At 35.8% G+C, this 14921-nt stretch carries 11 protein-coding genes and 1 tRNA gene; 7 read left to right on the forward strand and 5 right to left on the reverse strand.

Annotation, left to right across the window (positions count from 1 at the left end; translation table 11 throughout):
* Positions 1-46: 46 nt before the first annotated feature.
* Entirely contained in the window at positions 47-4816 is a 4770-nt protein-coding gene (locus N2Z72_04655) for a hypothetical protein (GenBank protein MCX7696970.1), read from the reverse strand.
* A gap of 384 nt (positions 4817-5200) precedes the next feature.
* Here N2Z72_04655 and N2Z72_04660 point away from each other — a divergent pair, with 384 nt between their 5' ends.
* Positions 5201-6100 (forward strand): hypothetical protein, encoded by a 900-nt coding sequence (locus N2Z72_04660; protein ID MCX7696971.1) that lies wholly within the window; start codon positions 5201-5203, stop codon positions 6098-6100.
* 32 nt (positions 6101-6132) lie between these two features.
* On the opposite strand, the gene lon is transcribed toward N2Z72_04660, so the two are convergent.
* The 3 genes from lon to N2Z72_04675 are packed head-to-tail and all read right to left on the reverse strand — an operon-like array spanning position 6133 to position 10112.
* The gene (lon, locus tag N2Z72_04665) at positions 6133-8559 is read right to left on the reverse strand and encodes an endopeptidase La (protein MCX7696972.1); all 2427 of its coding nucleotides are present in this window, start codon (positions 8557-8559) and stop codon (positions 6133-6135) included.
* A gap of 48 nt (positions 8560-8607) precedes the next feature.
* A complete protein-coding gene (locus N2Z72_04670; GenBank protein MCX7696973.1) occupies positions 8608-9822 on the reverse strand; it encodes a GlmU family protein in 1215 nt (404 codons plus the stop codon).
* Between the two features lie 17 nt (positions 9823-9839).
* On the reverse strand, positions 9840-10112 hold the full coding sequence (locus N2Z72_04675) for a type B 50S ribosomal protein L31 (GenBank protein MCX7696974.1): 273 nt from the start codon (positions 10110-10112) through the stop codon (positions 9840-9842).
* 97 nt (positions 10113-10209) lie between these two features.
* Here N2Z72_04675 and rpmH point away from each other — a divergent pair, with 97 nt between their 5' ends.
* The 6 genes from rpmH (at position 10210) to N2Z72_04705 (ending at position 12678) form a co-directional block, all read left to right on the forward strand.
* Entirely contained in the window at positions 10210-10368 is a 159-nt protein-coding gene (rpmH, locus tag N2Z72_04680) for a 50S ribosomal protein L34 (GenBank protein MCX7696975.1), read from the forward strand.
* 56 nt (positions 10369-10424) lie between these two features.
* Positions 10425-11111 (forward strand): tRNA (guanosine(46)-N7)-methyltransferase TrmB, encoded by a 687-nt coding sequence (gene trmB, locus N2Z72_04685; GenBank protein MCX7696976.1) that lies wholly within the window; start codon positions 10425-10427, stop codon positions 11109-11111.
* Positions 11095-11442 (forward strand): MGMT family protein, encoded by a 348-nt coding sequence (locus N2Z72_04690; protein ID MCX7696977.1) that lies wholly within the window; start codon positions 11095-11097, stop codon positions 11440-11442. Before trmB ends, N2Z72_04690 begins: the two co-directional genes overlap by 17 nt.
* Complete coding sequence (gene nadD, locus N2Z72_04695) at positions 11435-12013, forward strand: nicotinate (nicotinamide) nucleotide adenylyltransferase (GenBank protein MCX7696978.1); 579 nt, start codon at positions 11435-11437, stop codon at positions 12011-12013. The genes N2Z72_04690 and nadD overlap by 8 nt, the downstream gene beginning before the upstream one ends.
* Positions 12014-12049: 36 nt before the next feature.
* The gene (locus N2Z72_04700; GenBank protein ID MCX7696979.1) at positions 12050-12538 is read left to right on the forward strand and encodes a hypothetical protein; all 489 of its coding nucleotides are present in this window, start codon (positions 12050-12052) and stop codon (positions 12536-12538) included.
* A 66-nt stretch (positions 12539-12604) separates the two neighbouring features.
* Positions 12605-12678: transfer RNA gene (locus tag N2Z72_04705), tRNA-Ile, on the forward strand.
* A 6-nt stretch (positions 12679-12684) separates the two neighbouring features.
* On the opposite strand, the gene N2Z72_04710 is transcribed toward N2Z72_04705, so the two are convergent.
* A complete protein-coding gene (locus N2Z72_04710) occupies positions 12685-14895 on the reverse strand; it encodes a RelA/SpoT family protein (GenBank protein ID MCX7696980.1) in 2211 nt (736 codons plus the stop codon).
* Between the last annotated feature and the right edge of the window lie 26 nt (positions 14896-14921).

Genomic DNA, 14921 nt, shown 5'->3' on the forward strand with positions numbered 1-14921 from the left:
TAAATAAAAAACCGCCCCGAAGGGCGGTTGTAAAAGGTCCTACTTCTTATCTTATAATAATCAAAGGAATCTTAGCTTCGATTTGATTGCTACAGAGATGAATAAAGTACTGACCTGCAGGATATGAACCAACATTCAAACGAATGGGTGTTCCATCCAAAGCAACAATAGCAGAATACATAACATCACCTCTGAGAGAAACCACCGTGAGATTATAATCTCCTACTTCAATCTTATCAAATTGCAGATAAATGTTATCTGAAGCAGGATTAGGATAAATCCTGATAGTGGGCATTTCATCAGTTAAACCAACTGGAACTACGTAGAAAATAACAACGGTGGAATCAGTAGTTGAACATAAACCTTCATTTGTGACAATGACTTTCACATGCAATGTATCGGGAACTGATGAAACTAAATTTATGGTCTGAGTAGTATCTGTTAAAGAATTATTCACAAACCATTGATAACTAGCACCAGGATTCCCAGCATCTAAATTCACAGTATCATTCACTTCTGATGTAACAGTATTAGGCAAATTAACCACAGGATATGGAATAACCATTACGGTCGCATTCTTTGAATCTTCGCAATAGAAAGCATTTCTCACATGGAAAGTAAAGGTTGTTGTAGTATTCAATAGAACATTGGTAATTATATTACTATCTGGCAAAGTCATAGGCGGATTGCTCGTCCAATAGACTGTTGCAGGAAGAGTATCAGAAAATTGACCATATAAGTTAATGTAATCTACATGACAATCATTGCCATAAGATGAGACAAAAAGAAATCCTAGATAGAAATTGGTATTTTGCAAAACTGAAGGCAACGATAAATCTACGTTAATCCACTGATCGGAAGTACCGTATCTAGTGACAGAGTCAATATTAAACCATGAATTTTTATCAAAAGAATATTGTATAATCATTCTATCGGGATCATTTGGATATCCATCATCGTTGGTCCAGTAAAAACTGAGATGTAAATTAGAAAAGTTGAACGTATTAATCACAGGAGTAATTAAACGTGCCATATTACCATCACTTATAGAATAGGAATTAAATCTTAAAAAGCGATTTCCATGTTGAGGTGTAAAACCTGTTGGATAAGAACTACTTGTTACGTAATAAAAAGTAGCATTTACTCCGTTTCCATCAACATCGGTCTGAGCTACCCACCCTGTTGGTAACGCTCCAGATTCAAAACTTTCAGACAATAAAGTATCAACATACGAATATGAAGTATTATAATAACCATGCAAATCGATAAGCGTACCCTCACAAACTTTCAAAGCTGAAGCTACAACAGAATCTATAACAGGAAAAACATTACCCACCGTAATTAACTTATCAGTGTGTGTTTTGCAACCATTATGAGGTCCTCCAGACAAATCTTCAGCAATTAATGTATAAATGGTATTCACAGTCGGAGCAAAAGTTGCAATGTTTCCAGTTACATTGCCGGGCAACCATGTATATGAATAACCAGCATTAGGGCTTGAAGCTTGTAATAGCACGTTTTGCCCAGTACAAATCGTGTCAACGCTAATTATAGAAACTGGTGGTGCTGAAACATAGGTAACAGGTACCTTAACACGGAAACTATAGCAAAAACTTTGTACATTAAATCCAAATTTCGGCCTCCGGCTTAAAGTTGATGTGGCTGTTGTAACTGCACACAGAGTCGATGCTGGTTGGTTATCTGCCCTATAATAAGCTTCGGCTACGTAAGGTGTATTATCATATTTAACATGGGAAGAAGTACCACCAGTATTATTATTGCTCCAACAAAATTCAATTACTAAATTGGATGTCCCATCCCAATAAAAGGGATTTGTGAAAGTAATAGTATTAACTCCTACTACTGGGGTAAACGATGAGACAGCATAAACCTGTTGTAAACCAGAAACAAAGGTTGTCGTCATTGCATTTTGAGATGTAGTTCCCATGCTTAAAGTAAAATTTTGATAAGGTACCCCAACAGAGGTAACTTCAAAAGAAATAGAATTAATGTTACCACCAGTGAATCCAACTGACTGCAACTCGGATGCCAGGATCAAGTACTGAGTTTTAAGACCACCATAAAGATGATAAAATGGACTTTCATAACTTGTACTGGTTAAGGAACCCGCACCTATTGCAATATTAGAGCTAGTCATCGTCCATGCTGATGCGTAAAAAGCTGTATCAGAAGAGATAGTGGGGACTTGAAAAACATTTCCTGAATTCAAAAAAGTACCTCCCACTGGGGCGCTGAACCACGAAATTCCTGTTCCAGGATTGCCTGTTGCGGTTATGCTAATGACTTGCTCTCCACAAACAGAACCAGAGGTATAGGATAATACTTTGTTCTTAAAGTCTATCAGAACAGGAATAGAAGCTACCGTATCAGGGCCAGCTTTACATATAGTGACACAACGATAGAAAGTGGGTTCACCAGGAGTAACCACTACATTCGGACTATTTCCAGGTATATTTATAAAATTAACACCATCAATTGATTTTTGCCACTGATAAACAACACCTGTGCCCGAAGTGGGAGCAATACTGAGAGTCACAGAGTTTCCTAAACAAATGCTATCTTGGCTGGCTAACGTATTACCTTGCACAGGTGCAGTGCACGTATAAATGGGTATACCAGTAAATTCATCTGCTCCTATATCTGGTGATTGTGGGTGACGAGGCTGACCATCTATATCTGTTACAACCGACGTCAAAGGAATTCCTCCCTCATCAGCAAAAGTGGGAACATTGGTCTTGACATGTAAATCATAAGGTGAAACAGCTACATTAATAAAAGGAGTAAGTTCAGTTTGACTCATACTTTCACGCGGAGATACAAAAAGCTTAAAATTATTAAAATTATTAAAATTATTGGTTCCATCAGAGTAATAGAAGCAATTTGCAGCAAATGCATTAACATAAAATATATTGTAATTAGAAGAAGTAGCATAAGTACTAATAGTGGTTCCGCTTCGTCGGTATGCAACTGTTAAACCTGTACCCATGGGAGTAGAATTATTAATTATGATATTGTTAATTATTTCAACAGATGGGCCAACATCAGCAAAAATTGCAGATGTCCCAAAATTGGTTGCCGAAGGAGCAGTTGCATCAAGATAAATGCTATTGTTATATAGTTTTACACTTGTTGCAGAAGAAGTAATCTGAACGCCACGAACAGCATTGGTATTATTAGCCACATTCGGACTGTAAAGTTCAGTGATTATGTTATTCTGAATCACAGAATTTCCACCATTAACATAAATGCCCACCACCGTAGGAGAAGTATTAGTCGAGCGTAAATTTTGAATTGTATTTCTATTTACAAATAAATTTGTACCGGAGATCGATAATCCATAAAGAATAGAACCAGAGGTCTGCAAGTTAGAAATCTGATTTTTTTCAATAGTAGCATTGGCTAAGTTCGATACGAAAATTCCATATAAATTTCCTCCTGCCGTAATGTTAGTATTTCCAATAACATTGGAGTCAATGATAGCTGTTTGGCCACTTTGAACATTGACCAGGTATGAAGTACCTGTACCAACTGTAATGTTATTAAATTGATTAAGACGTACAAGATGATTATGACCAGAAGCAGTATAAGTATATATGCCATAAAAAGATGAACTACCAGCAATTGTTATATTATTGAATGCATTATTCACAATATTTTCCCAACCAGAACCAGGACTACCAAGGTTATAGTAGCCATATGTAGTTCCAGAAGTTGCTGTTCGATTAAATAAAGTCACCTGATTTCCAGAGATAGTTTTATTAAGCGTTCCATTGCTAGAGTATATGAAATAAACAGATCCAGTTGACGAGAAATTATTACCTTGAAAAATGTTACTTAAGTAAGTTTCATTATTTACCGTATTACCATTGTAAATATAGTAAGTCACGCTATTGACTGATGTGTTACCTAATAAGATAAAATTATTGTTAACAGTTAAATTACCTAATACACCGGAAGAAAAGAAAATACCGTATAATGTAGATGTGTGGTTATTGCTTACAATGTTGTTGTTGGTAACAGCAAGATCGCGAGCATAAATGTAATAAATTCCATAGGTTGCTGAAGCATTTCCACCTCCATAGTTCCATACAGCACACCGATCTATGGAAATTGCAGAATCACATAAATTGGCGCTGTTGAATCCTCTCACGTATATTCCTGCATGGGTTTGGACTATAGTGTCTCGACTCAAAAATATGTTTTTATTTTTTCCAGACGGAACCGATACGGTTACACCTGTTGCAGAAGATGGACTTGTTGTTCCGTTGCCTATGTAAATTCCCATTACATACCCACTAGATCCACTTGTCATTTGAATTTTTGAGCCTTCTATCAAAATATTCTGACATCCATTGGTTCCATCAGGTTTGTGAGTCAGTATTCCATATTCAATTCCCTGATTTAATGATGCAATATCAATTCCCCTCCATGTTAAATAATCAGTCCCACTAAACTGAATTACAGCGTCTCCATATCCTCCTAAAATAGATGTGCTAACACTACCCCCATCCGTTCGCTGAATTTTTGGCTTAGGTCCAATTCCATCCCAAGTAAATTCAATTGGTTTAGCTGCAGTACCTGTAGCAGTAAGGAGCAACACATTTGTTATAGACTCTACATAGCCACCTTGAACAATAAATGTAACGCCCCCTTGTCCGACACCGTAGGTGTTCAAACTATCAAAGGCGGAAGCTATGGTGGGGTAATTGGCACTAGGAATGTTTCGCACCCCTGCAATTTGCGCTTGCATAACCACAACAATCACCGCCCCTAATAAAAAACTCCATTTTTTCATAAACATTTGTTTTAATGTTGAAGCAAATTTATGATAAATTATTAAATTGTCAATTAAAAAATCTATCCAACAACAGATTTATATCCACACTTGAATCAAGTGACAAACAACATACTCCCTACTATGTGCCTTGAAAAATGCTACTAATTTTACCATGAATCATGGAAAATTATTAGTAAACAATTACAGCACCATGGAAATGAAAATGGTTTTTATCTATTTCTTTAGTTTATTCTTTTACTGATTGTAAAAACTTCATGTATATTTGCTCTGATGAAGAGAAAAGTAATTTTTTTGTTCACATTCCTCCTTTCGTTCCTATTGACGAAACCACAAAATAAAAAAGAGACTCAACCTATATACCTTGACTCTATGAAAATCTGTATGAATATTATGTTCAATGCCCATTTCGACATGGAACGCCTTAAAGCACATGAACAATTCAGACGTTACTTTTTGCAAAATATTCGACGAGATGATGTTTTCAACATCAATTTTGATTCATTGCCAATTATTACATGGGTTTCACCCTCGGATGAACAATTTCGAATTTTCACCTATGCCTTCCCTCTTGAAGATAATGCTCGGTACGAAATATATGGTTACATGGTCATTCGAGGTAAACCTAACAAAGTCGTTGAACTAAAAAACATCAAACTTTCACCTTCTGAAAATCCAGAAAAAACCATATTAAAAAATGGTAATTGGTACCCTGCCGTATATTACCAGCTTGTCGAAGAAAAATATAAGGGCGAAAAATATTTTTTGCTCATAGGATGGAACGGAGAAAACCCATTCTATCGTGAGAAAATTATTGAAACACTTGGGTTTGATTTTCACGGAATGCCCGTTTTTGGTAAAAATTATTTTAAAGGTAAAGGATATGGCCAAAAAAAGCGGATTATTCTCAGGTATAGCCCTGAAGCACTAGTGATTGCTCGATATCAATCGATCACTTATCGCTTAATTACTACCACACGAAAAGAAAAAAAACAAAAAAAAGATAAAAAGAACAAAAACGATTTTCAAGCCCAAAAGGGTTGGACAAAAAAAACTACAATTAAAGAAATTAATGAAAATCTTGTGGTATTTGATAATCTGGCACCAATTGCTAAGGATTTTGAAGGAATGTTCTCATTTTATTTCCCTCGCGACGATATGATGAATGGCCTTCGTTTCAAAAAAGGCAAATGGGAACATGTACCACTTACTAACATAGTAGTTGAAAGAAACACCCGAAAAGTTGAACATGGCATTACACCTCCTGACTGGAAGAAGTATTAGCTTTTTAAGCAAATCTTTGCAATTTTCATGAATTATTTTTTTACCAAGACATGCGGCAAAACTTCGTACATTTCATCAACATAATGAAAGATTAGCCCTTCAAGATAGTGTTTTTCAATCTCTTCGACGTTGGCCCTGTTTTCACTAGAAAGAATAATATGCTTGATACCAGCACGTTTGGCAGCAAGAATCTTTTCTTTAATCCCTCCAACTGGTAAGACCTTACCACGTAATGTGATTTCACCTGTCATAGCAACATCCGTACGAACAGGAATGTTTTTAAAAAGACTAACCAATGACGTAAAAATAGTTATACCAGCCGAGGGACCATCTTTAGGCGTAGCCCCTTCTGGAATATGTACATGCACATTATATTTTTCAAAATCATCTTCACTGATACCAAGTTCTGCTGCGTTGGCTTTGATGTATTCATAAGCCAAGGTTACTGATTCTTTCATCACATCACCAAGATTACCAGTCATGGTGATGTTGCCCTTACCTTTACTGAGAGAAGATTCAATAAAAAGAATTTCGCCTCCATAAATAGTCCATGCCAATCCAGTTGCGAGCCCCACCATAGGTTTTTTAAGTGCTTTCTCCTTCTGGAAAATGGGGATACCTAAGAAAACTGGTATGTCTTTAACCTTAATTGTTCCCATCTTTTCACCTTGCACATAACGCGCTGCATAACCTCGAATAATCTTAGCAATATTTCTTTCAAGCATTCTTACACCTGATTCTCGTGTATAGTCGCAAATGATTCTCGATATGACGGTTGGAGTAAATTTTAACCCACTGTTTTCCATGCCGTTTTCAATTAGTTGTTTGGGAACAAGGTGTCTCATAGCAATCTGAACTTTTTCTTCCTGAGTATAACCACTAAGTTCTATGATTTCCATACGATCCCGCAAAGCAGGATGAATTGTTGTCAAAGTATTGGCGGTTGCAAGAAAAAAAACTTTTGAAAGGTCATACTCAATTTCCAGGTAATTATCATAAAAATTGGTATTCTGTTCAGGATCAAGAATTTCAAGAAGAGCTGCTTGAGGATCACCTTGCACGTTCATGCCTGCCACTTTGTCAATCTCATCTAGCACGAACAACGGATTGGAAGATTTGGCTTTACGTATGCCTTGTATGATTCGGCCAGGCATAGCACCAATGTACGTTTTTCGATGACCCCTAAGCTCAGCTTCATCCCGTAAACCTCCCAATGACATTCTTACATATTTTCTTCCCAAGGCTCGAGCAATGGATTTGCCCAATGATGTTTTACCTACTCCAGGAGGTCCTACTAAACATAAAATAGGAGATTTAAGTTCCTTTTTGAGTTTCAAGACAGCCAAAAATTCAATAATACGTTCTTTAACTTTTTCCAAGCCAAAATGATCCTCATCCAAAATTTTTCTTGCATGAATTATGTCGAAATTGTCTTCAGTATACTCGTTCCAAGGCAAATCAACTAGAAAATCTAGATAGTTTAGCTGGATGCTGAATTCAGCTGCCATAGGATTCATCCTGCGAAGTTTTGCCAATTCTTTTTCAAAAGCTTCCTTAACTCGATCGTCCCATTTTTTCTGGGCAGCCTTTTTCTCAATTTCCTGTATTTCTTGTTCATGGGGAGCACCACCTAGTTCTTCCTGAATAGCTTTTAGTTGCACATTTAAAAAATAGTCTCTTTGCTGTTTATCGATGTCACTTTTAACTTTTTCATGAATTTTTTCTTTGATCAGAATAAATTGATAATCTTTTTCAAGGTATTTAAGTATTTCAGTAGCAAGAGCTTCATAATCATCAATTTCTAGCAATTTTTGCTTCTCTACATGTGAAATCTTTAAGTTGGAAGCAATCACATTCAATAAAAAAACCGGATTATCAATTTTTTGTATTGAAGTATAAACGGATTGATCGCGTCCTTCGGGATCATGCTGTGCAATGTTTTGAATCGTTTCTTTAATGCTAGTTATGAGAATTTGAAAGTTAATATCATCAAGAATTTTATAATTAATTTCTCTATCCAAAGTTTCGATACGAGCCTTGTAAAAAGGTTCTTCTTGAACAACGGAAAGAATGCGGAATCGGTTTTTTCCTTGTACAATAGCAGTAACGGTATTGTCAGGCATTTTGAGGATCTTGAGCACATCTGCCAAAGTGCCAACTGAAAAAATGTCAGAAGGAGTAGGATTATCTATGTTAGCATCTACTTGCGCTACAATCCCAATAATGGTTTTAGTTTGCTCAACAGTTCGAATGAGTTCAAGCGATTTACGTCTGCCAATCGTAATGGGCATAATAATGCCAGGGAAAAGTACAGTATTACGTAGGATCATAATGGGCACTTCGTCATCCACTGATTCTTCCAATAAATTCAAATTCTCTTGAGTAGTGGTCAAAGAAATGAAATCTTCATTCACAGGATCATGAGTCTGTAAATCAAATAAATCGAAATCTTTCTTCATAGAACAGTACTTAAACTTGCTTTTTACTTTCAATTAAAATGCCAGAAACTATTTTCTCTCGTTTCTCTCTAGATCGAAAATATGAGTTAGCACTTTTTTTTCCGTTTCAGAAAGACTAAGACCTCGCCGTTCTTTCATACGTTCTATACTAAGAAAGGCTTTCTCCAACTGATACACAATATATTTACCCGGCTCACCCCAAGTAAAAGAAGGAATAAAATTTTTATGAAATCCACTTCCATATAAATTGCAACTCACACCAATGACAGTTCCTGTGTTAAACATCGTATTGATAGAACATTTGGTATGATCTCCCATGATAAGTCCGCAAAATTGTAAACCGGTTCGTATAAAAGATTTTTCAACATAACTCCATAGTTTTACTTCGTCGTACGTATTTTTTAGATTGCTATTATTGCTATCTGCCCCAATATTACACCATTCACCAATCACAGCATTACCAATAAAACCATCGTGTGCTTTGTTGGAAAATCCCAAAAATACACTATTATTTACTTCTCCACCAACTTTGCAATATGGGCCAAGTGAGGTTGGACCGTAAATTTTTGCTCCCATTTTAAGAACTCCATGCTCGCCCAAAGCAAAAGGTCCACGAATGGAGCAATTTTCCATAACTTCAGCATCTTTACCAATATAAATCGGTCCCGTTGAAGCATTTAAAATGGAAAACTCTACCCGTGCTCCCTCTTCTATAAAAATGTTTTTCTCATTCAAACTTTTATTTCCTGCTGAAAGATGAGCAGATGTCCTGCCACGAGTTATTAGATTAAAATCAAAACGAATCCCAACATCAGCTTTCGAAAAAATATCCCAAGAATAATTAATTTTATCAGCCCGTGTAATATTTTTTTTTGAAAATTTTGGTATAAACGGTTGAGGGTCAAAATAATCATTAAAATTTAAATTTATTTTTCCTAGTTCTTGGACAAAGGCAATCAAGTTTTGATTTTCATCTAAAAGCACATCATCGTGCCCAAGTTGTACGATTTTTTCTGCCAGTTGAATATCAGGAAGGTAAGACCCGTTCACTAAAATACAATCGCCATGCTCCATGGAAATTGGATATAACTCTCGCAAATATATAGGCGATAAAACCTCAATAGTAATATTGGGCAAAATTTTACACCAACGTTCATAAATAGTTAATATACCCACACGCAAAAAACTGACGGGTCTTGTAAATGTTAGAGGTAAAAGGTGTAACCTTTCTTTTCCGTCAAATAAAACAATTCTAGTTTGCAAGGATGGGTCAATTTTTCTTATTCTTCGTCGAATTGACTTTTATAATGCTTTTTGTACTTACTCATAAATTTATCCACACGGCCAGTAGTATCAACCAATTTCATCTTACCTGTAAAAAAGGGATGAGACGTGTTTGATATTTCTAGTTTAACAAGGGGATACTCTTTCCCATCCTCCCATACAATGGTTTCTTTGGTTTGTGCCGTGGAACGAGTAAGAAACGCGTAATTGTTTGATACATCCTTAAAAACTACTAGTCGATAATTTTCTGGATGAATTCCTTTTTTCATACGATGATCTCCATTTTGAGTTTGCAAAGTTAATACTTTTTTGTTTTGTAAATAAAAATTTTTCATACCTTTGCAAAGCTGAAAACTTACTTGCTTTATGAAAAGAACGTACCAACCTTCAGTTAGAAAAAGAAGAAACAAGCACGGTTTCCGCAAAAGAATGTCGACCCTCGATGGTAGAAAAATCCTTGCTAGAAGGCGTGCAAAAGGCAGGAAAAAACTAACCGTATCGGACGAGAAAATTCGTAAATATTAAAAGCTGTATCATATCACCATCTTCTACTATCTAGCAGTGATGAAGCTCTATTAAAGATGGGCAAAAAGAAGTTGCAGCGTTTTGCCGAAAATAAGACATTTTCTCACGTATTTGAGTGTAGCTATGACAAACTGGTACCTCATGGTTTTCCTTTAAAAGGATTCTGGCAGAAAAATTTTTTCAACAACAACAATCCCATCATTTTAGAATTAGGATGTGGTAAAGCAGAATATACCTTGAGTTTAGCTCAGATTTTCCCTAAATTCAACTACATTGGCGTCGATCAAAAGGGAGCTCGATTGTGGAAAGGTGCTAAATATGTGCAAGAAAAAGGTCTCACAAATGTGGCTTTTATTCGATCCCAAATTGGCTTGTTACCCTACTGGTTTGATCATAACGAAGTGGAAGAAATGTGGATAACTTTCCCAGATCCACAGCCTGGCGGTAGAAAAAACAAGAGGCTGACATCTTACCGATACCTCCAGTTTTATCGTCAATTTCTCAAAGATCATGGAAAAATTCACGTAAAAACTGATAATGAAGAAGTTTTTTATGATTTGACTCATCTTTGCCAACAAAGTAACTTTCCTATTTTATTCCAAAGTGATGATATTGACAAACTTCCACACAATTTTCTCTTGCACGATATTCAAACTTATTATGAAAAGATGTGGCGACAACAAGGGAAAAAAATTAAGTATATTTGCTTTGCCCTACCTCATCAAGATGAAGGCTGGGAGTAAAAAAGATTTTTTCGAACTCGTATGGGAAGTGGTGAAAAAAATACCACAGGGGAGAGTCACTACCTATGGAGCCATCGCACGATATCTTGGCTCTGGTCTATCGGCTCGAGTAGTAGGATATGCTTTAAATGCTTCCAAGCGTTCGAAGGACTTTATTCCTGCCCATCGTGTCGTGAACCGCAATGGCGTTTTGACAGGTAAGCACCATTTTGGTAGCCAATATGCTATGGAAACACTTCTCCGTATGGAAGGTATTGAAGTAGAAAACGACCAAATAGTACGTTTCAAGGAACTTTTATGGGATCCCCTTGAAGAATTAAAAAATGAGTAATAATATCGTTCTTTTTTTTGGTAGTTTTAATCCACCTCATGTCGGACATTTTGTTTTAGCTAATTATGTTTTAAACCTTCCTTATGTCAATGAGGTTTGGTTTGTAGTATCACCTCAAAATCCTTTAAAAAACTCATCCAGTCTAGCACCCGCTCGTACCCGTCTCGAAATGGTTAGAAGGGCCATCGGTAATTTTCCATATTTCAAACCTTGTGATATTGAGTTTTATTTACCCCCTCCCCACTATACTATTCATACGCTTATTAAATTAGAAGAAAAATACTCAGATAAAACTTTTTACTTGCTTATGGGTTCAGACAACCTCCAAACTTTTCATAAATGGAAATCCTATCAGACCATTCTAGATTATTATCATATTCTTGTTTATCCACGAAAAGGTTTTGAAAACAACCCTTACCCATCTCAAAAAAACATCATAATTTTAGATGGACCCCTTTTGGAATTAAGTAGTAGTTACGTTCGTGAACTTATCAGCCAGAAGAAAAATTTTCGTTTTATGGTCCCTGAGCCAGTTTATCAAATGATTGTGAAAGAAAACTTGTATTTTTAAAAAAAACTATCTTTGTGGTAACAAAAAATAATTTTTATGAAAAAAACATTTTTGTTATTGGTAAGTATTTTGATTTTGGGTCATTTGTCATTAAAATCCCAAAATTCTCTGGTTGAGTATAATAATGAGGTGATTTATTATTATACTTTGCTAGATAATAATATTAGTCTTCTTTATACAAAAATTTTCGATGAAAAGGTAACTGTAGATGATTTGAAAAAGCAATACAATTTTTGTAAAAAAATTGTAAAATACAGTGGTTCGACTGTCAATAACCTGAAATCTATTCCACAAGATAAATACTTTCTGTCATCAGTTAAACAATTTTATAACATTGTAAATTCAACTCTTGAAAATGAATTCAAAAAAATCATAGAATACTACGACCAGCCATGGCAAGATCATTTTAGCGAGAAAATTACTAACTTAGCAGAAACGGCTGCTCAAAAGATCATTGAAGGAGAAAACAAAGTAATTCAATCCCAACAAAAATTTGCTAATGATAATGACATGAAGCTTGAATGAGAAAATACATAAAAAAATAAAGTTTTTATCTTTTTAAAAAAAGTTAATATTTTTGCAAAGCTTATAGGGCCCATAGCTCAGTTGGTTAGAGCAACTGACTCATAATCAGTAGGTCCCAGGTTCAAGTCCTGGTGGGCCCACTTGTCTTATAAAGAACTCATTCTTCGTACGGAAATCATGCCTTCAATTTTCGAAAGTTCATCAATGAGTTGTTGCAGATGTTTGGTATCGTGTACGTAAAGTGAGATTATACCTGAAAATTTTCCTTCCGTAGCTTCGATATTAAGAGCACGAATATTTAAGTTGTTTTCTTCTGAAATGATCCTACTAATATCTCTTAAAATACCTATCCGATCGATACCTTCTACTGCAATGAATGTCTTGAATTCAATGCTATTACTTTTTTGCCATTTAACCTTTTTGATTCTGTCTCCAAATTGCGACGAAAATTTCAAAGCTTGTGGACAATTTGACCTGTGTATTTCCAGTTTATTTTGGGCTGTTACGCATCCAACTATAGGATCACCTGGAATGGGGTGACAACACGGAGAAATGACATAAGATATTTCCGCTGTTGTATCTAGATCGATAGTTTCGTCTTTTTTTTGTTTGGAAGCAGAAGTACGTTTAAGAAAAGGCATTCGAATATATTTAAGCCACTTATTTCTGCCATATGCTGAAGCAAACCCCCTGAGAGTTTTTGAATCTATTTTTCCATTAAATGTATCCAAATAAACTTTCTGATAATCATTTTCGTATCCAAGATAACGAGACAACTTCAGGAGTTGCCCTTCGTTAAAAGGGAGGCCTATCTCTGCAAAAATTTTTTCAAGTTTCGCTTTCCCCTGTTCCATTTGAGCTCTTTTGACATCTTTAAGATATTGCTTAATAAGAGATCGAGCTTTTGGCGTAACTACCCATAAAAGCCATTCTTCGCGAGGATGTTGATTGTCGCTGGTCAAAATTTCGACCTGATCACCGTTTTTCAATTGAAAATTGAGTGGCACCAAATGATGATTCACCTTTGCACCAATGCATCGATGACCAACATCAGTATGAATAGCATATGCAAAATCAATAACAGTTGAACCTTTGGGCAATGTTTTCAGTTCACCTTTGGGTGTAAAAACATAAATCTCCTCCGAGGCAAGAGTAATCTGAAATTCATCCAAAAAATCCAGTGCATTAGATTCAGGTTTTTTAAGCAATTCATTGATTTTAACCAACCAATGGTCGAGAGAATTTTCATCATTTTGGTTTTCTTTATACTTCCAATGCGCTGCATATCCACGCTCAGCAACTTCATTCATCCGTGTTGATCGTATTTGGACTTCCACCCATTTACCTGTATGACTCATGACGGTTATATGTAAAGCTTCGTAGCCATTAGGTTTGGGTACAGAAATCCAATCTCTTAGCCGTTCTGGGTTGGGTGTGTAAATTTTAGTTACCACAGAATATGCCAGCCAGCAAGCAGCCACTTCATCTGCTGGAGGAGCATTAATAATGATACGAATAGCAAATATGTCATACACTTCTTCGAATGGAACACCCTTCTTATTCATTTTGTTCCATATAGAAGCAATGCTTTTAGTTCGACCATAAATTTCAAACGGATAAGGAAGAGTTTGCTTTAATTTTTCTTCAATGGGTTTAATAAAATCACGTATAAATTGACTTCGAGCTTCTTCCGTTTCCTGGAGTTTCTTTCCGATGGATTGATATACTTCAGGATCTGTATACTTTAACACCAAATCTTCAAGCTCTGATTTTATGTTGTAAAGGCCAAGTCTATGAGCCAACGGAGCATAAATGTTAGAAGTTTCTCCACAAATTTTAATTTGTTTCTCTAAAGGCATAGCATCTAATGTCCTCATATTATGCAATCGATCTGCAAGTTTTATCAAAACAACTCGTATGTCTTCTGAAAGTGTTAGGAGAATTTTTTTATAAGTTTCTATCTGTTGAGTTGTAGAAAGTTCCTGATGATCTACGAGTGAAGCAATTTTGGTCAAACCTTCCACGATAATAGCTACCTTCTTGCCAAAAATCGATTCTATTTCTTCGATAGTTCGATCAGTATCTTCCACCACATCATGTAAAAGTGCACTTATGATGGAAGTAGTTCCTAGTCCTATTTCTTTAGCAACGATAATAGCTACTTCTAAAGGATGAAAAATAAAAGGTTCACCTGTTCTCCTTCTCATTCCTTTGTGGGCTTCAGCTGCAAAATCCAGTGCATAACGAATTTTTTTTCTATCCTTTGCATCCATCAAATGTTTAGCTGCACGAAGTAGTTCTCGATACTTAGCTTGAAATAATCTTAATTCTATCTCATTCAGCCCGTACATTCCCATATTATCTTTAATCTGCAGATTTATAA

Source organism: Bacteroidales bacterium, assembly GCA_026418905.1.
Classification (GTDB): Bacteria; Bacteroidota; Bacteroidia; order Bacteroidales; family DTU049; genus JAOAAK01.

What these genes read in the sequence shown, in the direction of transcription:
- N2Z72_04660 (MCX7696971.1), top strand. Translation starts at nt 5,201, where the DNA reads ATGAATATTATGTTCAATGCCCATTTCGACATGGAACGCCTTAAAGCA.
- N2Z72_04690 (MCX7696977.1), top strand. Translation starts at nt 11,095, where the DNA reads ATGAAGGCTGGGAGTAAAAAAGATTTTTTCGAACTCGTATGGGAAGTG.
- N2Z72_04655 (MCX7696970.1), bottom strand. Translation starts at nt 4,816, where the DNA reads ATGAAAAAATGGAGTTTTTTATTAGGGGCGGTGATTGTTGTGGTTATG.
- N2Z72_04700 (MCX7696979.1), top strand. Translation starts at nt 12,050, where the DNA reads ATGAAAAAAACATTTTTGTTATTGGTAAGTATTTTGATTTTGGGTCAT.
- nadD (MCX7696978.1), top strand. Translation starts at nt 11,435, where the DNA reads ATGAGTAATAATATCGTTCTTTTTTTTGGTAGTTTTAATCCACCTCAT.
- lon (MCX7696972.1), bottom strand. Translation starts at nt 8,559, where the DNA reads ATGAAGAAAGATTTCGATTTATTTGATTTACAGACTCATGATCCTGTG.
- rpmH (MCX7696975.1), top strand. Translation starts at nt 10,210, where the DNA reads ATGAAAAGAACGTACCAACCTTCAGTTAGAAAAAGAAGAAACAAGCAC.
- trmB (MCX7696976.1), top strand. Translation starts at nt 10,425, where the DNA reads ATGGGCAAAAAGAAGTTGCAGCGTTTTGCCGAAAATAAGACATTTTCT.
- N2Z72_04710 (MCX7696980.1), bottom strand. Translation starts at nt 14,895, where the DNA reads ATGGGAATGTACGGGCTGAATGAGATAGAATTAAGATTATTTCAAGCT.
- N2Z72_04675 (MCX7696974.1), bottom strand. Translation starts at nt 10,112, where the DNA reads ATGAAAAAAGGAATTCATCCAGAAAATTATCGACTAGTAGTTTTTAAG.